The sequence below is a fragment of the Alsobacter sp. genome (assembly GCF_059501845.1).
Window position 1 is genome coordinate 628,692 of record NZ_JCACDK010000018.1, and the last position, 16,673, is coordinate 645,364.

Below are 16,673 nucleotides of genomic sequence, written 5' to 3' on the forward strand. Positions count from 1 at the left end.
TTTGCGGCGGCCGAATCGTCGGGTGAGCCGTTGAAAACCGGCGCGCAACCGCCGCTGCCCGCTCCCTTTCAGGGGTGCGGGGCAGAGGCTCACGGCGCGAAGCCTGCCGGTGAGAGGGTGCCAGTCGAAACTGGACGCCTGTCTCGGCATCGGTGCGCAGGGCGCGTTTGCTTGCGTCGTTTTTCAGGTATCGCTTTCAGAAGGTCTTTGAGCCATGCGTAACGTGATTGCCGCGCTGCTTGCGTCGTATGTTGTCGTTTCCGGGGCCGCACCAGCGTTGGCCGAAACCGCGACGGCCGTGCTGAGCGTCAGCGCCACGGTCAGCTCGAGCTGCGTGATCAACAGCGTGGCGCCGGTGAGCTTCGGCGTCGTGGATCCAGCCAGGGTCAACGGCCAGGCCGCGACCGGGGCCATCGCCGTCACCTGCCCGTCCGACCGGCCGTTCAAGATTCAACTGGGAAAGGGCGAAGCTGGCGCGGCAACCGTCTATGCGAGACGGCTCATCTACAATGACCTTTCCAAGGGCATAACATACTCACTCTATAAAGACGCCAGGATGACACAGGTCTGGGGGGACCAAGATACTGGCGAGTGGTCCAGTCTTTCCGCCACTGGAACCGGCGCACAAGTCAGGTATCCCATCTATGGCAAGATGACAGGCCCTTTTCCCCAGGGCAGCAGCCCCGACGCCGGTCCCTACTCGGATACCGTCACGATCACGGTCGACTTCTGAGCGACGCCCATGCTGCTCAAATGGGCGCAATCCGCGGCCGCCCCGGCAATCTCAGCTGCCTGCATCCTGGCCAGCCCGGCGATGGGCGGCTCACTGCAGGTCGCGCCGACAACGGTCGAGTTCGGCGCGTCGCCGGCCACGACCCTGACGCTGAAGGCGGCGGGGCAGGCCACGCTGCCCGTCCAGGTCCGGGTTTTCCAGTGGGCGCAGAACGACGGGCGGGAAGCGTTGCTTCCCGCCTTCGACATTGCCGCCTCCCCGCCGCAGGCCCGGCTCGCGCCGGGAGCGAGCTATACGGTCCGCCTCGTCTCGCGCGGCGCGGCTTCGGGACCGGAGCGCGCCTACCGGCTCCTCGTGGATGAGCTGCCGCAGGCCGACCGGGCCCCGGCAGGCGCCGTGACGATGCTCCTGCGCTACTCGATACCCGTCTTTGCCGGAGGAAACGGGCAGCCGCCGCGCCTTGCGTGGTCGGCGCGCCTCTCGGGCGGGCAGATCGAGATCCGAGCGGTGAATTCGGGTGGCCGCCGCGCCCGGCTGTCGTCCGTCAAGGCGAGCGCCGGCGGCAGGTCGGTCGTCTTCGCGGAGGGACTGCTCGGCTACGCGCTGGCCGGCGGCACGATGGCGTGGAGCCGGCCCGTGCCGGCCGGGTTCGGAGGCGCCGTGCGCATCAGCGGCGAGACGGAGGCTGGGCCTTTCGATGCCGTCGTCGCGCTGCAGCGCTGAGCTTCGCCTTGCCGGTGCGGCGTTCGCCGCATGGCTGGCGCTCGCGGGCTCACCGACCCTTTCCGCCGGCGTCTCCGGCGATCTGCCGGACGAACCGCTCGAGCTGAGGCCTTCCGAGGACCCCGCGGGAACCCTGTCGCCGCCCTCCGCGGACGAGGGCATGCCCCTGCAGCTCGCCGTGGTGCTGAACGGCCGCGACACCGGGCTGGTTGGCGAGTTCCGGGAGCTGCCGGAGGGCGGGCTTTCCGCCAGCGCGGCGGATCTGCGCAGCGTCGGCATCAAGCCTCCGGGCCCCCTCGGCGCGGACGCGCCGGTCCGTCTCGGCGACCTTCCCGGGCTCATCTACCTCTACGACGTTCCGGGCCAGCGTGTGGTGCTGGATGCGCCCTTCGACCTGCTGATGCCGTTCACCGGCGCGGCAGAGGCTCCGCAAACGCTGCTGCCGGCGCGCTCGGACTGGGGCGCGGCCCTCGACTATTCGGCGTATGGCTATGCCGACGCCACCCGCCTGACGCTGCGGCCGGGCTCGGCAGAGGCGAGCCTGGCTCTCGACGCGAGAGCGTTTTCGCCATGGGGCGTCCTGCGCCAGACCGGCTTCGCCACCCGCGCCCTCGATGCACCGGCCCGCGCCGTCCGGCTCGATTCCACCTATGCGTGGCAGGATCCCTCGATCCCGTTCTCTGCCATGGCGGGGGACGTGGTGACCCCCGGGCCTCCCTGGGCACGGCCCGTTCGGCTCGCCGGCGTTCAGGGCGGCCGCGACTATGGCCTGCGGCCCGACATCGTCACCAGCGCGCTGCCCGTGCTGTCGGGTACGGCGGCCGTGCCCACCACGGTCGACGTCTTCGTCAACGGAACCCGCACCTTCTCGCAGGACGTGCCGGCCGGCCCCTATGCCATCGCCAGCGTGCCCGGCCTTTCCGGCTCGGGCCTCGCCGAGGTGGTCACGCGCGACGTAACGGGGCGCGAGGTCCGCACGCCGCTGCCGTTCTACACCGCCCCGGTGCTGCTGCGCGCCGGGATCGTAGAGTACTCCGCTCAGGGCGGTTATCCCCGCTATGGCTACGGGCGGGAGAACTTCGCCTACGCCGCCGATCCCGTCGCCAGCGGCGCGCTGCGGGCCGGCGTCGCCGACTGGCTGACCGTGCAGGCCTATGGCGAGGCCGGCGCAGGGCTTCGCAGCGCCGGGGCCGGGGTCTCGGTCAACCTGTTCGACAGGGCCGTGCTGACGCTGGCCGGACAAGGCAGCCGCTATGGGGGACGCTCAGGGTTCCTGCCCTACCTGGCGTTCCAGACGCGGGTGGGCCCGCTGGTTCTCTCCGGCTCGACGCAGCGCCGCCTCGGCTCGTACGAAGACCTCGCCTCGGTGCTGTCGCATCCGGCCGGGCACAAGGGGCCATTCGGCCTTTGGAGCTGGGATGCGACGGCGGCCCCGGCGGCCACGGACATGGCTCTCTTTCGCGTGCCGAGAGCCCTCGACCAGGCCAGCGCCAGTCTCGAAGGCCCCGTGCCGGGCAGCCTCGTCTCCTTCGGCTACGTGCATGTGAACCGCAAGGGGATTCCGGCTTCCCATCTGCTCACCGCAGGCTACAGCCAGTCCATCGGCCGAAACGTCACGCTGTACGCATCCGCATGGCGCGATTGGGGGCGCGAAGCGTCGACGGGCGTGACGTTCGGCCTCTCCGCCTTTCTCGGCGACTACGGGGCAAGCACCTCCGCCGTCTGGGATGGCGGTCAAGTGACCGGCGGGGTCAGCGCGACGAAGCTGGCGCGCGACGAGGAGGGCTCGTTCGGCTTCCGTGTGCGCGGCGACGAGGCGGGAGCAGGCCGCGCCGGGTCAGGCGGGCTTACCTATGTCGGGCGCTACGGAAGGATGGAGGCAGGGCTCGACGCCTTCGGGGCCCAGCGCGTGGCGCGGGCCGGGCTGGACGGCTCGCTCGCCTGGGTCGGGACCAGCTTTGCCGCGGGCCGCAGGACCGACGGCGCCTTCGCCATCGTCCGGGGAGGGGCGCCCGGCATTCCGGTCATGCTTTCCAACCGAATGGTCGGGACCACGGACTTCACCGGCAACCTGCTTGTGCCGGGGCTCGTGCCCGGCTTCGACAACCGCGTCGCCATCGATGTCGAGAGACTGCCGCCGGACATCGTCGCCGGACAGACGGAGGGCAGCGCTGTCCCCCTGCCGCAATCGGGGGTGCTGATCGACTTCGCCACCATGCCGGCCTCCGCCGGGTCCCTGGTGACTTTCGTGGGCGAGGACGGAGAGCCGGTTCCCGCGGGGTCGAACGGCATCGTCGGATCGCTCGCTTTCGTCGTGGGCTATGACGGCCAGGCCTATCTCGTCGGCCTTTCCGCCCAGAACGAGGCCACGCTGACCCTGCCGGACGGGCGCACGTGCCAGGCGAGCTTCGCCTCCGAACAATCCGCTGACGGAGCGGCAGCCACGATCGGGCCCGTCGCGTGTGTCCTGGTGGCGCCGGTGGCGCCTGCCCCGGAGCCGGACACTGCCGACGTTCCGGAAACAGGGTCTGTCAAGCCGCCACCGGGCCGGCGCCCGGTGCTGCGCGGTGGGCTGCCGTGAGGCCCCGGGCCGCACAGGCGATCGCGATCGTCCTCCTGCTGCTCGTCTGGCCGGGAAGCGGGCCGGCATGGGCGAACCCGGCCTGCACGGTGACGGCCGACCTTGCCTTCGGGCAGCTGGACACGACGTCCGGCACCACCATGACGGCGGCCGGCAGCGCCAGGGTCGAGTGCACCGGCGGCGCGCCGGACACGGCCTATACGGTCTGCATCGGCCCGATAGGGCGCCCGCTCCAGATCTCGGGGCCGGGTCCCTTCGCGTTCGAGGCGTACACGGACATGGCCTCAACCGACCGATTCGCGCAGTCCACGCCGACGACGCTGCAGGTCAGCACCACCACCGCGGGTCAGGGATCGGCCACCTTGCCGCTCTATGCGCAGGTCGTGACGGCGCGCGGCGAGATCCTGGCGGGCTCCTACACGGCGTCCATCCCGATCGGCAGCGCGACCTGCCCCGGAGGCATTTCCGCCACGGGAACGCTGAGGGCGAGCGCCGAGGTGGTCAAGCGATGCACCCTGGACATCGCCCGCCATGTCGACTTCGGGGTCATCGAACCCGACGCGAAGGAGGCTGTGGCGCAGGGTGTTCTCACGGTCACCTGCACGCGAGATGCCGTGCCCTACCGGATCGGTCTCGGGAACGGGCTGGCGTTCGCCAACGGGACCCGCGCCATGCGCGGACAGGGCGGAGTTCTGCCCTACGGCCTGTTCCGCGATCCCCGCCATTCGCAGCCCTGGGGCTCCGAAGCGGCATCGGATGTCGCAGCGACAGGCACCGCGGCGGCACAACGGTTTACGGTCTTCGGCAAGGTCGTGATGCCGTCGCCACGGCCGGCGCCCGGCCAGTACCGGGACGAGGTCGTGGTCACGGTAACGTATTAAGGCGGCGCGGAACGGGCCCGGGCCGGGAGAGTTGGATCGGTGACGGCGCGGCCCGGGAGGGCTGCGCCACCCAGCTCCCAGGGAGACGCAGATGCTCCGCTTTCCTCTTCTCGCGGCAACCGCCGCCGTGCTCGCAGCTTTTTCCGGGCCCGCAGCCCATGCCCAGTCCTCGGGTGACCGCAGCTCCGGCTGGATGGAGATGGACGACCAGGATTCCGGACATTGGACACGGGGCGACGACGGCAACCGGGACGAGCAGTCCTGGCAGGGCCATCACCGCCGCTGGGACAGTGCCGGCCGCGACGGTGGCGGCGACCGTGACGAAGGCGCCCGGCACGGCAGGCCGGAGGAGGGCTCCATGAGCCGCTTCGGCGGTGGTGCGCGGTTCATGCTGCGCTCCGGTGACGTTCGCCTTGCCGTGCAGTGCGGCCGGGGCGAGACGATGCGCGACTGCGTCGAGGCCACCATCCTGCTGATGGACAAGGCCCGCGGCTCGGGGCGCGGCCAGGCGGGCGGGTCGGATACGGCCCCCTCCTCGCCCAACCCGCCGGCAACCTCGCCTCAGCAGCCCTGAGGCGCCCTGCTGGACCCCGGTGGCGAGCGGCGTCTAGGATGACGGCGCCGGCGATGTGCCGGTGCAGGCTGCTTTCGTGATGATCGACCATATCGGCTTCACCGTCTCCGACTACGCTCGGTCGAAGGAGTTCTATCTCCGCGTCCTCAAGCCGCTCGGCTTCGGGCTGGTGATGGAGGTGACGGCCGAGCAGAGCGGCGCGGGCAACCATGCCGGCTTCGGGCCTCCGGGAAAGCCGTCCTTCTGGATCAGCGACGGCGACCCCATCAAGGGGCGCCTGCATATCGCCTTCATGGCCGACAGCCCGGCCGAGGTGGACGACTTCTATTTTGCCGCGATCGGCGCCGGTGCGATCGACAATGGCGAGCCGGGCCTTCGGCCGCATTATCATCCGCATTACTACGGCGCGTTCGTGCTTGATCCCGACGGGCACAATGTCGAGGCCGTCTGCCACCACGGATAAACGGCCGCGGAACAGATAGCCTCACTGCCAACGGAACTCCTCAAGTCACCGCACGTTGTTTCCGGGCCACGCAGGGTCGGCCAGTGATCCCGCATGCCCGTGATGGACCGATGTTGCTCGACAGGTTGAAGGCGGAGACGAGGGACGCCCACGACAGGATCGAGCGGGATCTCGGGCTCACCCGGGCGGATCTGAGCCTCGAGGCGTACGGAACCCTGCTGACGCGCATGCATGGATTCTTCTCAACATGGGAACCCGCCGTCGCGGCGGCGCTGGACGAGCCGGCCTTCTTCGAGCCGCGCCGGAAGCTGCATCTGCTCGCGCGGGACCTCATGACCCTCGGCCTGCGGCCGGGTCCCGCCTGCACCGGGCTGCCCGCTATGGCAGGCCCCGACGCCGCGCTGGGCTCGCTCTATGTCCTGGAGGGTTCGACGCTGGGGGGCCAGGTCATCAGGCGCCACGTCGACGCCTTGTTCGGCTTCCCGCCGGGGGGACCGACGGCCTACTTCACGGGCTACGGAGCCGATACCGGCCGCCGCTGGCAAGAGATGCGGGCGCGCCTCGCGGCTCTTCCGCAGCCTGCAGCTCCGGCCGTCGTGGAGGCCGCCCTGTCGACGTTTGGCGCCCTGCACAGCTGGCTCTCCCCATGCGAAACGCGTGTCCGGGGCTCGCATGTCTGACGCCCTCGACAGCGACATCCTCGAGGTCTGCGCCCGCGAACCCATCCGGGTGCCGGGCAACATCCAGCCGCACGGAGTGCTGCTGGGGCTCGATCCGGCCGATGGCCGCGTGCTCTGGGCCAGCGCCAATGCCGGGCCGCTGCTCGGGTGCCCGCCTGCGCAGGCCCTCGGCCACCCCGTTGCCGACGACGCTCCTGCCGCGGCGGTCCTGCGCCTCGACATCGACGAGGCCGCAGACACCTCTCACGAGATCGAGGCCGCCGGAAAGTCCTGGTGCGTGGCCGTGCGCCGCGGCGAGCAGGCCGTTCTGGTGGAGTTCGAGGAGTTCGAGCCGCACGCCCATGTCGAATCGATCTATGCGCAGGCCCGCCGGCTGGCCGAGAGCCTGCAGGCATCTGCGACGTTCGAGGAGATCGGCGAGGCCGCGACCCGTAGCGTCAGGGCGCTGACGGGTTTCGACCGCGTGCTGCTCTACCGGTTCGACGACCAATGGAACGGCACCGTCCTCGCGGAGGATCGCAACGACGCCCTGCCGTCCTATTCCGGACTGCGTTTCCCCGCCTCCGACATTCCCGCGCAGGCGCGCGATCTTTACCGGACCAACCGTCTCCGGCAGATCCCGTCGGCGCACTACGCACCTGTTCCCGTCCTGGCGGCGCCCGGCGTGGATGGCCCGCTCGACCTGTCGGCCGCGGCACTGCGCAGCGTCTCCCCGGTGCACCTGCAATACATGCGCAACATGGGCACAGGCGCGTCCATGTCGATCTCCATCGTGCTCGCCGGGCAGCTTTGGGGGCTCATTGCGTGCCACAGCCGCGAGCCGCGGCTCACCTCCCCCGCCGTGCGCGGTGCCTGCGACTTCGTCGGCCAGATCGTCGCCATGCGCCTTGCCGGCCAGCAGCTCTACGCGCGCGCCGCCGACAGGGTGAGCCGGCAGGCCATCCATGCCCGGCTTCTCACCGCCATGGCCGCGGCGACGAACTTCCTCGACGGCCTGACCGATGTCGGAACCGACCTGATGGCGCTGACAGGCGCGGCCGGAGCAGCGGTGATCACGGACGATCGCTGCATCTGCGTGGGCGTGACACCGGCGGAGCCCGACATCCGCGATCTCGCCGCATGGCTGGAGACGCGCGGTGAGACGGAGGTGTTCGCCACCCACTCCCTGCCGCAGGACTATCCTGAATCGGAGCGCTTCAGGGACACGGCGAGCGGGCTGCTGGCCGTCGGCATGTCGCAGATCCATGCGAGCTACGTGCTGTGGTTCCGCCCGGAGGTGATCAGGACGGTGAACTGGGGCGGCGATCCTCGGAAGAACGAGCCATCGCCGGAAACCGGACGCATCAATCCGCGGGTCTCGTTCGAGACCTGGAAGGAGACCGTAAGTCTCACCTCGGAACCCTGGAGCATCGGGGAGATCGACGCGGCGCGCGACCTGCGGGCGGCGTTGCTCGACATCGTGCTGCTGAAGGCCGAGCAGCTGGCCCAGCTGACGCGGGAGCTGGAGCGCAGCAACAAGGAGCTGGAGGCGTTCTCCTACTCCGTGTCACACGATCTGCGGGCCCCGTTCCGGCACATCGTCGGCTATGCCGAGCTGCTGCGCGAGCGGGGCTCGGACGCGCTCGACGAGAAGTCGCGGCATTACCTGGAAAACATCATCCAGTCCGCCTTTTCCGCCGGACGGCTGGTCGACGACCTGCTCCACTTCTCGCAGATGGGCCGCATTGCGCTGCGCCCCACGCCGGTGTCGCTCGACAGGCTTCTCGACGAGGTGCTGCGCCTCGCGGCGCCGGACCTGCAGGGACGCAACATCGAGATCCGGCGCGATCCGCTGCCGGCCGTCGACGGCGATCCGTCGCTGCTCCGGCAGGTCCTGCAGAACCTGATCGACAACGCGCTGAAATATACGCGTGGCCGCGATCCCGCCGTCATTTCGATCACCACCGAGAAGCGGCAGGGCGAGATCGTCGTCCATGTGACCGACAACGGGGTCGGTTTCGACATGGCCTATGTCGGCAAGCTCTTCGGCGTCTTTCAGCGCCTGCATCGGATGGAGGAGTTCGAAGGCACGGGCATTGGCCTCGCCAATGTCAGGCGCATCGTCGAGCGCCACGGGGGATCCGCGTGGGCCGAGGGAACCCCGGGCGCGGGCGCACGGTTCTCCTTCTCTCTTCCCGAGCGGCGACCATCATCGCAGGAGGCGTCCTGATGGCCGAATTGCGCCCTATCCTTCTGGTCGAGGACAGCCCCCGCGACGTCGAGCTGACGCTGGCGGCCCTCGCGAAATGCCAGCTTGCCAACGACATCGTCGTGGTGCGCGACGGCGCCGAGGCACTCGACTGGCTCTACAGCCGCGGGAGCTTCTCGGCCCGCTCGCCCGGCGAACCCGCCGTCGTGCTGCTCGACCTCAAGCTGCCGAAGGTCGACGGGCTGGAAGTGCTGGAGCGCGTCAAGGGCGACCCTCAACTGCGCCAGGTTCCCGTCGTCATGCTGACCTCCTCCCGCGAAGAACGGGACCTCGTGCGCAGCTACCAGCTGGGCGTCAACGCGTTCGTGGTGAAGCCGGTGGACTTCAAGGAATTCTTCCAGGCCATCCAGGACCTCGGGATGTTCTGGGCCATCCTCAACGAGCCGCCGCCTCCGGGCCAGCGGCTGCTGCCCTGAGCAGGGGCAAGGACCTCGCGCGATGGTCGACATCCTGCTGCTGGAGGACAACCCGATCGATGCGGACCTGATCGGCGAGTATCTGCGCCGCGCCGGCATCCCGTTCGTGCTGGAGCGCGTGGTCACGCGCGAGGAGTTCGAGGCGGCGCTCGAACACGGCAGGGCCGACCTCATCCTGTCCGACTATTCGCTTCCCTCCTTCGACGGGCTGTCGGCTCTCGCCATCGCCCGGGAGAAGGCGGCGGACACCCCCTTCATCTTCGTGTCCGGCATGCTGGGCGAGGAGATCGCGATCGAGTCCCTCAAGAACGGGGCCACGGACTATGTCGTGAAGACCCGCCTCGGACGGCTGCCCATGGTGGTCGAGCGCGCGCTGGCGGAGGCACGCGAGAAGGATGCCCGGCAACAGGTCGAGCAGCGCACGCGCCTGCTCGTGGCCGAGCTCAGTCATCGTGTGAAGAACACGCTGATGATGGTGCTCGCCATCGCCCAGCAGACGCTGCGCCGCAGCTCCGACCTGAAGGAGTTCGAGACCGCCTTCCTCGGACGCCTGCAGGCCCTGTCCGGCGCACACACCCTGCTGCTGAAGTCCAACTGGGAGGACATGGATCTGCGCGAGGTGGTCGAGGAGACGCTACGGCCATTCCGCCGCAGCGGGCTTCCCGCCTTCACGCTGCAGGGACCGCACGTGCCGCTGCCGCCGCAGCTGGCGCTCACCATCACCCTCGTCCTGCATGAGCTGGCGACCAATGCGGCGAAGTACGGCGCGCTGAGCCGCGAGGGCGGAACCGTGTCGCTGGCATGGGCGACGCAGAGCCCGCAGGACGAAAGCGGCGAGCCGCGCCTCGCCATGACCTGGCAGGAAGCTGGCGGACCCCCAGTGGTGGCGCCGTCGCGCAAGGGGTTCGGGACGACGCTCATCCGGCGCAGCGTCGCGATGGAGCTCAACGGTGACGCGGCGATCGATTTCCGGGAAGACGGGGTGGTGTGCGAGCTCGCCTTCCCGCTGGCTTGATGGCGCGGAAACGGCGTCCCGCAGCAGCATCGAGGCGGCCTGGTCAGCCCTGGGCGTGAACCGCCAGCGGCCGCGGCGCGAAGACGCGGAGCATTGCCTCGCGCAGCGAGGACTCGGCGTAGGGCTTGGACATCTGCGGCACGCGGGCGAAGCGCTCGGGCATGATCGAGGTGTCGGAATAGCCCGAGCAGAAGAGCACGGGCACCTTGCGCGCCAGCAGGATCTCGGCCACCGGATAGACCAGCCGGCCACGGACGTTCACGTCCAGAAGAGCCCCGTCGAGGCGCTCGGACCGCGCCGCCTGTTCCGCCTCGGAGATATGCGCGAACGGGCCGACGACTTCGCAGCCGAAGGATGCGAGCATGTCCTCGAGATTCAGCGCGATGATGAGTTCGTCCTCGACGACGAGGATCCTGAGGGAGTCGAGCGTTGCCATACCGGCGCGTCAACGCATCATCCCCGGCAAAAGTTCCCGGGTCTGGACGCGCGCCGCGCTTCCGGCGCACCGTTGTCAACGCTTTCCGAATCGGAGTGTTCCCATGGCCGACGATCCCGTCCTGGCGCGGGCCATCGCGCTGCTCGAGCGGGTGCCGCTCGTGGACGGCCACAACGACCTTCCCTACGTCATCCGTGCCGACCGGACAGCGAAGGGCGACGTCGCGGCGTGGGATCCGTCCCGACCGCACCAGGAGCACGACACGGACATCCCCCGCCTGCGTCAAGGCCGGGTCGGCGCGCAGGTCTGGGCCGCCTTCCAGCCGACGAACACGCCACACCCGGCACGCACCACGCTTGAACTGATCGACATCATCCACGAACTGACGCGCCTCTACCCCGACACCTTCCTTCCCGTCCGCCGGGCCGCCGACGTCGCGCGGGCACGCCGCAAGGGGCTGATCGGGTCGATCGTGGCGGTGGAGGGCGGCGTCGGGCTGGAGAACAGCCTGGCGCCTCTCCGGGTCTGGCGCGAGGCGGGGGTCCGGCTGATGACGCTCTGCCACAACGAGACGCTGGACTGGGTGGACAGCGCCACCGACGCGCCCCGCCATGGCGGCCTGACGGCGTTCGGCAGGGCCGTGGTGCTGGAGCTGAACCGCCTCGGCATCATGGTCGACCTCGCCCACGTCTCGCCGGCCGTGATGGAGCAGGTGCTGGACATCAGCCGTGCCCCGGTCGTCTTCTCGCATTCGAATGCCCGGGCGCTGTGCGACCACCCCCGCAACGTGCCCGACGCCGTGCTCGACCGCGTTCCCGGCCAGGGCGGGATCGTCATGGCGACCTTCGTGCCGCCCTTCATCTGCAAGCGCACGCGGGAGTGGTACCGCCCGATCAGCGAGCCCTGGGGCAAGGTGGCGGTCAACGCGGGCGACGAGACCGCGCATGTCAGCCGCGCCGGGCCCATGCCCGCCACGACCCTCGAGCAGGTTTGCGACCACATCGCGTACATCGCCAACCGCATCGGCACCGCCCATGTCGGGATCGGCTCCGACTTTTACGGCGGGCGGACGCCGCAGGGGCTGGAGCATGTCGGCCGCTTTCCGCACCTCATCGCCGAGCTGATGCGCAGGGGCTGGTCCGACGACGCGCTCGCGGCATTGGCGGGCGGCAACTTCCTGCGCGTGTTTCGCGCCGTCGAGCGCATCGGCGAGCGCCTGCGCCGGGAGGAGAGCGCGAGGGTGGGCCACGCCGCCGACTACGACGCCTGAGGGCCATGCCACGTTCGAGGTGAACGGGGCATATAAACATTTCTTTATGTCTTTATTGAACCTGCGACGCAGGCGATGTATAGAGCGCGCCAAGATCCATTGCGCGAGGCGCCCGATGACCCAGCATTTCAACGACTACCGCATCGCCGACATCGGCCTCGCCGACTGGGGCCGCAAGGAGATCGCCATCGCCGAGACGGAGATGCCGGGCCTGATGGCGACGCGCGCCGAATACGGCGCGTCGCAGCCGCTGAAGGGCGCGCGGATCGCCGGATCGCTGCACATGACGATCCAGACGGCCGTGCTGATCGAAACGCTGAAGGCTTTGGGCGCCGACGTGCGCTGGGCGTCCTGCAACATCTACTCGACGCAGGACCACGCGGCGGCCGCCATCGCCGCCGCCGGCATCCCGGTCTTCGCGATCAAGGGCGAGAGCCTCGAGGACTACTGGGACTACACGCACCGCATCTTCGAGTGGAGCGACGGCGGCACGCCCAACATGATCCTCGATGACGGAGGCGACGCGACGCTCCTCATCCACCTCGGCATCCGGGCCGAGAACGGCGACGTCGCCTTCCTCGACGGCCCGACCAACGAGGAAGAGGAGATCCTCTTCGCCGCGATCAAGAAGCGTCTGAAGAGCAATCACGGCTGGTACACGCGCAACGGGCAGGCCATCAAGGGCGTGACCGAGGAGACGACGACCGGCGTGCATCGCCTCTACCAGATGCAGAAGGAGGGGAAGCTTCTCTTCCCCGCCATCAACGTCAACGACAGCGTCACCAAGTCGAAGTTCGACAACCTCTATGGCTGCCGCGAGTCGCTGGTCGACGGCATCCGCCGCGGCACCGACGTGATGATGGCCGGCAAGGTCGCGATGGTCGCGGGCTTCGGGGACGTCGGCAAGGGCTCGGCCGCCTCGCTGCGCAACGCAGGCTGCCGCGTCGTCGTGTCCGAGATCGACCCGATCTGCGCCCTGCAGGCGGCGATGGAGGGCTATGAGGTCACCACGATGGAGGATGCCGCGCCGCGCGCCGACATCTTCGTCACGGCCACGGGCAATGTCGACGTCATCACCGTCGACCACATGCGCGCCATGAAGGACCGCGCCATCGTCTGCAACATCGGCCACTTCGACAGCGAGATCCAGATCGGCGGGCTGCGCAACTTCAAGTGGCACAACGTCAAGCCGCAGGTCGACGAGATCGAGTTCCCCGACGGCAAGCGCATCATCGTCCTGTCGGAAGGCCGGCTGGTGAACCTCGGCAACGCGACGGGGCACCCCTCCTTCGTCATGTCCGCGTCCTTCACCAACCAGACGCTGGCGCAGATCGAGCTGTGGACCAAGCAGGGCGAGTACGACAAGAAGGTTTACACCCTGCCCAAGCACCTCGACGAGAAGGTCGCGGCGCTGCACCTAGACAAGATCGGCGTCAAGCTGACGAAGCTCAGCGACAAGCAGGCCGAATACCTGCAGCTGCCGGCGACCGGGCCCTACAAGCCCGACCATTACCGCTACTGAAGCTTTGGAGGCGCGTCTCCGGGCGCGCCCTCTTCGGACCGCGCGTCTTCAGACGCGCTTGTCTGGAGCGCGCGTCTCCGGACGGGCCAGGAAGAATGCGGGTCTGAAGACCCGCGCTCCTGGCCGGGAAAGTCAGGGCGGTCAGGCCAGCGTCTTGTAGTAGATCACCGTGTCGCAGTACCCGCCGTCCGGCCACAGCGCGTAGCCGGGGATGATCCCGGCGCACATCCAGCCGCAGCGCGTATAGACGCGCTCTGCCGCGCCGCTGGCCGTGTCCAGCGTCAGCAAGGCAAGACCGCGCCGGCGCGCCTCCTCCTCCACCGCCATCATCAGCGCACCCCCGAGGCCCCGGTTGCGGGCGTCGCGATGGACCAGCACCTTGGCGACATCCGCCCTGTGAGGTTGGTTCGGCTTGTCGGAGGGCCAGAGCTGGGCGGTACCGGCCAGCCTGCCGTCGATCCAGCCGCCGAAGAGCACGGCGCGCCCGGCCTCGACCTCCTCGACGATGCCGTGCCACCAGGCGAGGGCGTCCCCGGGCCCAAACGGGTTCATGAAGCTGACGGAGGCTCCGCCGGCGACGCAGTCGGCGAGGATGGACGCGAGGTCCGGCAGCACGTCCTGCGCCGCGCCTGCGTCCAGGATGCGCACCTCCATGGCCATCTCGTCCTCCGTCAGGGCGCCGCCAGCACGACCGCGTAGCGCACGGGGCCGGGGCCGGGGTTGTGGAATGAAGTCGGGCTGTCGAGCCGCATGTGCAGGCTGTCGCCTGTCTCGAGCCGGTAGGTGTCGCCGCCGGTGACGAGTTCCAGCACGCCGTCCAGCACCCAGACGACCTGCTCGATGGGCCGGGCCGCCCAGGTATTCTCGAAGTGCACCCGCTCGCCCGGCGGAAAGGTGACCTCGACGATGTCGATGGTCGACCCCGGCGTCCGCGGCGCCACGTTGCGACGGACATAGCCGCTGGCGGGATCGCGCCAGACCGGCTGGTCGGCAGCGCGCGCCACCGGCGATGTGTCCTCGCCGCCGGACGCGAAGAACCGGGCGAGGCTCATCCCCAGCGCTGCGCAAATCCTTCCCAGCAGGGCCGCCGTCGGGCTCGCCTCGCCCCGCTCGATCCGGGAGATCATCGCGCGGCTGACGCCGGACCTGTGGGCGAGCTCGTCCAGCGTGAGACCGTGCGCGGAGCGCAACTCGCGCAGCCGGTCAGCAATGGCGATGTCAGCGCTTTCCATTATGCTAGAAAACGCGTCCTTCTTGATGGAGTCAAGCTGTCGATGAAGGCCACCTGGACAGGCCGCCTACAACTTGCCTCGACTTGTCTGGAATATTTGTCCTGCTGAAGCTTCGCCGTGAAACGTCTTGTTCCATGAGGCGTTTGGCAACCCTAGACCAATGGGTGGTCTTGCGGCGATCTGGCCCGTCCCGTAGCGTGACTGCATCGGAGACGGGGTTCCAGCCCCGGACGGACGGGCGTGGCCGGTGCCAGGCGTGGCCGCGTCGAGGGAGGACGGTGTGGAGAATATCGGCAACTACAACCGCGAGCACGGCGCCGAATCGTTCGGGTTTCGCAACCTGGCCAGGGTTCACTGGAACTTCGAGGCGCCCCGTCTCTACGAGGAGGCGCTGCAGCGGCGCGAGGCGGTGGTCGCCAAGGGTGGCGCCATCGTGGCCGAAACGGGCGTGCACACGGGCCGGTCTCCCAAGGACAAGTTCATCGTCAACGACGCCACGACCGCCGGGACGGTCTGGTGGGACAACAACGGCGCGATGACGCCGGAGCAGTTCGACCTGTTGCTGGCCGATTTCCTGGCCCATGCCGAGGGCCGGGAGCTCTTCGCGCAGGACCTCTATGGCGGCGCGGACAAGGCCTACCGGGTCAGGACCCGGATCTTCACCGAGTATGCCTGGCACTCGCTCTTCATCCGCAACCTGCTGATCCGTCCGGCGCCCGGCAAGCTCGAGGCTTTCCTGCCCGACCTGACCATCGTCGACCTGCCGAGCTTCAGGGCGGACCCCGCGCGCCATGGCTGCCGCACCGAGACGGTCATCGCCTGCGACTTAACCCGAAGGATCGTGCTGATCGGCGGCACCTCCTATGCCGGCGAGATGAAGAAGTCCGTCTTCACCTACCTGAACTTCGCGCTGCCGCCGCAGGGCGTCATGCCGATGCACTGCTCGGCCAACACCGGCGGGCGCAACGATTCCGCGGTGTTCTTCGGGCTTTCGGGAACCGGCAAGACGACGCTTTCGGCCGACCCGCAGCGCACGCTGATCGGCGACGACGAGCATGGCTGGTCGCCGAACGGCATCTTCAACTTCGAGGGCGGCTGCTACGCCAAGGCCATCCGCCTGTCGAAGGAGGCCGAGCCGGAGATCTACGCCACCACCGAGCGCTTCGGGACGGTGATGGAGAACGTCGTGCTCGACCCGGTGTCGCGCGAGCCGGACTTCGACGACGGCTCACGGACCGAGAACACCCGCATCGCCTACCCGCTCGACTTCATTCCCAACGCCTCGATGAGCGGCCGGGCGGGCATCCCGAAGAACATCGTGATGCTGACCTGCGACGCGTTCGGCGTTCTGCCGCCCATCGCCAAGCTGACGGCGGCGCAGGCCATGTACCACTTCCTGTCCGGCTACACGGCCAAGGTGGCGGGCACGGAAAAGGGCGTGAAGGATCCGGAGGCGACGTTCTCGACCTGCTTCGGCGCGCCGTTCATGCCGCGCCATCCGTCCGTCTACGGCAATTTGCTGCGCGATCTCATCGGCAAGCACGGGGTGGATTGCTGGCTGGTCAACACGGGCTGGACAGGCGGCAAGTTCGGCACAGGCCGGCGCATGCCGATCCGCGTCACCCGCCGCCTGCTGACGGCGGCGCTGGACGGGTCGCTGAACCGTGCCGACTTCCGCACCGACCCCTATTTCAGCTTCGCCGTGCCCACCTCGGTGCCGGGCGTCGAGCCGCACATCCTCTACCCCGTCAAGACCTGGGCCTCGAAGGCCGAGTTCGCGGAGACGGCACGGCGTCTCGTCGGCATGTTCCGGACGAACTTCGAAAAGTTCGAGCCGCATGTCGACGCCGACGTGAAGGCCGCCGCCCCGACCAGCCAGCTCGCGGCGGAGTAACGGTT

16 protein-coding genes are annotated in these 16,673 nt (G+C 69.0%); 13 read left to right on the forward strand and 3 right to left on the reverse strand.

The features are described 5' to 3' along the window. Positions 1-214: 214 nt before the first annotated feature. The 10 genes from AC5JCN_RS17875 to AC5JCN_RS17920 all read left to right on the forward strand — a co-directional run bounded on the left by AC5JCN_RS17875 (position 215) and on the right by AC5JCN_RS17920 (position 10,314). Positions 215-733: a Csu type fimbrial protein gene (locus tag AC5JCN_RS17875; RefSeq protein ID WP_495756439.1), complete on the forward strand. Its 519-nt coding sequence runs from the start codon at positions 215-217 to the stop codon at positions 731-733. A gap of 9 nt (positions 734-742) precedes the next feature. Continuing rightward, positions 743-1,456 carry a fimbrial biogenesis chaperone gene (locus AC5JCN_RS17880; RefSeq protein WP_495756440.1) on the forward strand — a complete coding sequence of 238 codons (714 nt, stop codon included), beginning with the start codon at positions 743-745 and terminating at the stop codon, positions 1,454-1,456. After that, the gene (locus AC5JCN_RS17885; RefSeq protein WP_495756441.1) at positions 1,431-4,037 is read left to right on the forward strand and encodes a fimbria/pilus outer membrane usher protein; all 2,607 of its coding nucleotides are present in this window, start codon (positions 1,431-1,433) and stop codon (positions 4,035-4,037) included. The genes AC5JCN_RS17880 and AC5JCN_RS17885 overlap by 26 nt, the downstream gene beginning before the upstream one ends. Further along, the gene (locus tag AC5JCN_RS17890; protein ID WP_495756442.1) at positions 4,034-4,918 is read left to right on the forward strand and encodes a Csu type fimbrial protein; all 885 of its coding nucleotides are present in this window, start codon (positions 4,034-4,036) and stop codon (positions 4,916-4,918) included. The genes AC5JCN_RS17885 and AC5JCN_RS17890 overlap by 4 nt, the downstream gene beginning before the upstream one ends. A gap of 91 nt (positions 4,919-5,009) precedes the next feature. Continuing rightward, the gene (locus AC5JCN_RS17895; protein ID WP_495756443.1) at positions 5,010-5,492 is read left to right on the forward strand and encodes a hypothetical protein; all 483 of its coding nucleotides are present in this window, start codon (positions 5,010-5,012) and stop codon (positions 5,490-5,492) included. Positions 5,493-5,571: 79 nt separating this feature from the next. Continuing rightward, complete coding sequence (locus AC5JCN_RS17900; protein WP_495757673.1) at positions 5,572-5,955, forward strand: VOC family protein; 384 nt, start codon at positions 5,572-5,574, stop codon at positions 5,953-5,955. A gap of 110 nt (positions 5,956-6,065) precedes the next feature. Continuing rightward, positions 6,066-6,635, forward strand: coding sequence for a biliverdin-producing heme oxygenase (locus AC5JCN_RS17905; protein ID WP_495756444.1), 570 nt, complete (start codon positions 6,066-6,068; stop codon positions 6,633-6,635). Next, the gene (locus tag AC5JCN_RS17910; protein ID WP_495756445.1) at positions 6,628-8,844 is read left to right on the forward strand and encodes an ATP-binding protein; all 2,217 of its coding nucleotides are present in this window, start codon (positions 6,628-6,630) and stop codon (positions 8,842-8,844) included. The genes AC5JCN_RS17905 and AC5JCN_RS17910 overlap by 8 nt, the downstream gene beginning before the upstream one ends. Continuing rightward, positions 8,844-9,299 (forward strand): response regulator, encoded by a 456-nt coding sequence (locus tag AC5JCN_RS17915; protein WP_495756446.1) that lies wholly within the window; start codon positions 8,844-8,846, stop codon positions 9,297-9,299. Before AC5JCN_RS17910 ends, AC5JCN_RS17915 begins: the two co-directional genes overlap by 1 nt. 22 nt (positions 9,300-9,321) lie before the next feature. After that, positions 9,322-10,314 carry a sensor histidine kinase gene (locus AC5JCN_RS17920; protein WP_495756447.1) on the forward strand — a complete coding sequence of 331 codons (993 nt, stop codon included), beginning with the start codon at positions 9,322-9,324 and terminating at the stop codon, positions 10,312-10,314. 43 nt (positions 10,315-10,357) lie between these two features. Here the strand turns inward: AC5JCN_RS17920 and AC5JCN_RS17925 are convergent, their stop codons facing one another. Further along, positions 10,358-10,750 (reverse strand): response regulator, encoded by a 393-nt coding sequence (locus tag AC5JCN_RS17925; RefSeq protein ID WP_495756448.1) that lies wholly within the window; start codon positions 10,748-10,750, stop codon positions 10,358-10,360. A gap of 103 nt (positions 10,751-10,853) precedes the next feature. On the opposite strand from AC5JCN_RS17925, the gene AC5JCN_RS17930 reads away from it, so the two are divergent. Next, positions 10,854-12,020: a dipeptidase gene (locus AC5JCN_RS17930; RefSeq protein ID WP_495756449.1), complete on the forward strand. Its 1,167-nt coding sequence runs from the start codon at positions 10,854-10,856 to the stop codon at positions 12,018-12,020. Between the two features lie 115 nt (positions 12,021-12,135). Next, positions 12,136-13,542: an adenosylhomocysteinase gene (gene ahcY / locus AC5JCN_RS17935; RefSeq protein WP_495756450.1), complete on the forward strand. Its 1,407-nt coding sequence runs from the start codon at positions 12,136-12,138 to the stop codon at positions 13,540-13,542. A gap of 141 nt (positions 13,543-13,683) precedes the next feature. On the opposite strand, the gene AC5JCN_RS17940 is transcribed toward ahcY, so the two are convergent. Both AC5JCN_RS17940 and AC5JCN_RS17945 read right to left on the reverse strand, forming a co-directional pair. Beyond that, positions 13,684-14,202, reverse strand: a complete 519-nt coding sequence (locus tag AC5JCN_RS17940; RefSeq protein ID WP_495756451.1) for a GNAT family N-acetyltransferase — start codon at positions 14,200-14,202, stop codon at positions 13,684-13,686. 11 nt (positions 14,203-14,213) lie between these two features. After that, on the reverse strand, positions 14,214-14,777 hold the full coding sequence (locus tag AC5JCN_RS17945) for a helix-turn-helix domain-containing protein (protein ID WP_495757674.1): 564 nt from the start codon (positions 14,775-14,777) through the stop codon (positions 14,214-14,216). Positions 14,778-15,054: 277 nt separating this feature from the next. On the opposite strand from AC5JCN_RS17945, the gene AC5JCN_RS17950 reads away from it, so the two are divergent. Beyond that, entirely contained in the window at positions 15,055-16,668 is a 1,614-nt protein-coding gene (locus AC5JCN_RS17950; protein WP_495757675.1) for a phosphoenolpyruvate carboxykinase, read from the forward strand. Positions 16,669-16,673: the final 5 nt, after the last annotated feature.

What these genes read in the sequence shown, in the direction of transcription:
- AC5JCN_RS17875 (WP_495756439.1), top strand. Translation starts at nt 215, where the DNA reads ATGCGTAACGTGATTGCCGCGCTGCTTGCGTCGTATGTTGTCGTTTCC.
- AC5JCN_RS17905 (WP_495756444.1), top strand. Translation starts at nt 6,066, where the DNA reads ATGTTGCTCGACAGGTTGAAGGCGGAGACGAGGGACGCCCACGACAGG.
- ahcY (WP_495756450.1), top strand. Translation starts at nt 12,136, where the DNA reads ATGACCCAGCATTTCAACGACTACCGCATCGCCGACATCGGCCTCGCC.
- AC5JCN_RS17925 (WP_495756448.1), bottom strand. Translation starts at nt 10,750, where the DNA reads ATGGCAACGCTCGACTCCCTCAGGATCCTCGTCGTCGAGGACGAACTC.
- AC5JCN_RS17940 (WP_495756451.1), bottom strand. Translation starts at nt 14,202, where the DNA reads ATGGCCATGGAGGTGCGCATCCTGGACGCAGGCGCGGCGCAGGACGTG.
- AC5JCN_RS17915 (WP_495756446.1), top strand. Translation starts at nt 8,844, where the DNA reads ATGGCCGAATTGCGCCCTATCCTTCTGGTCGAGGACAGCCCCCGCGAC.
- AC5JCN_RS17880 (WP_495756440.1), top strand. Translation starts at nt 743, where the DNA reads ATGCTGCTCAAATGGGCGCAATCCGCGGCCGCCCCGGCAATCTCAGCT.
- AC5JCN_RS17920 (WP_495756447.1), top strand. Translation starts at nt 9,322, where the DNA reads ATGGTCGACATCCTGCTGCTGGAGGACAACCCGATCGATGCGGACCTG.
- AC5JCN_RS17900 (WP_495757673.1), top strand. Translation starts at nt 5,572, where the DNA reads ATGATCGACCATATCGGCTTCACCGTCTCCGACTACGCTCGGTCGAAG.
- AC5JCN_RS17910 (WP_495756445.1), top strand. Translation starts at nt 6,628, where the DNA reads ATGTCTGACGCCCTCGACAGCGACATCCTCGAGGTCTGCGCCCGCGAA.
- AC5JCN_RS17885 (WP_495756441.1), top strand. Translation starts at nt 1,431, where the DNA reads ATGCCGTCGTCGCGCTGCAGCGCTGAGCTTCGCCTTGCCGGTGCGGCG.
- AC5JCN_RS17895 (WP_495756443.1), top strand. Translation starts at nt 5,010, where the DNA reads ATGCTCCGCTTTCCTCTTCTCGCGGCAACCGCCGCCGTGCTCGCAGCT.
- AC5JCN_RS17930 (WP_495756449.1), top strand. Translation starts at nt 10,854, where the DNA reads ATGGCCGACGATCCCGTCCTGGCGCGGGCCATCGCGCTGCTCGAGCGG.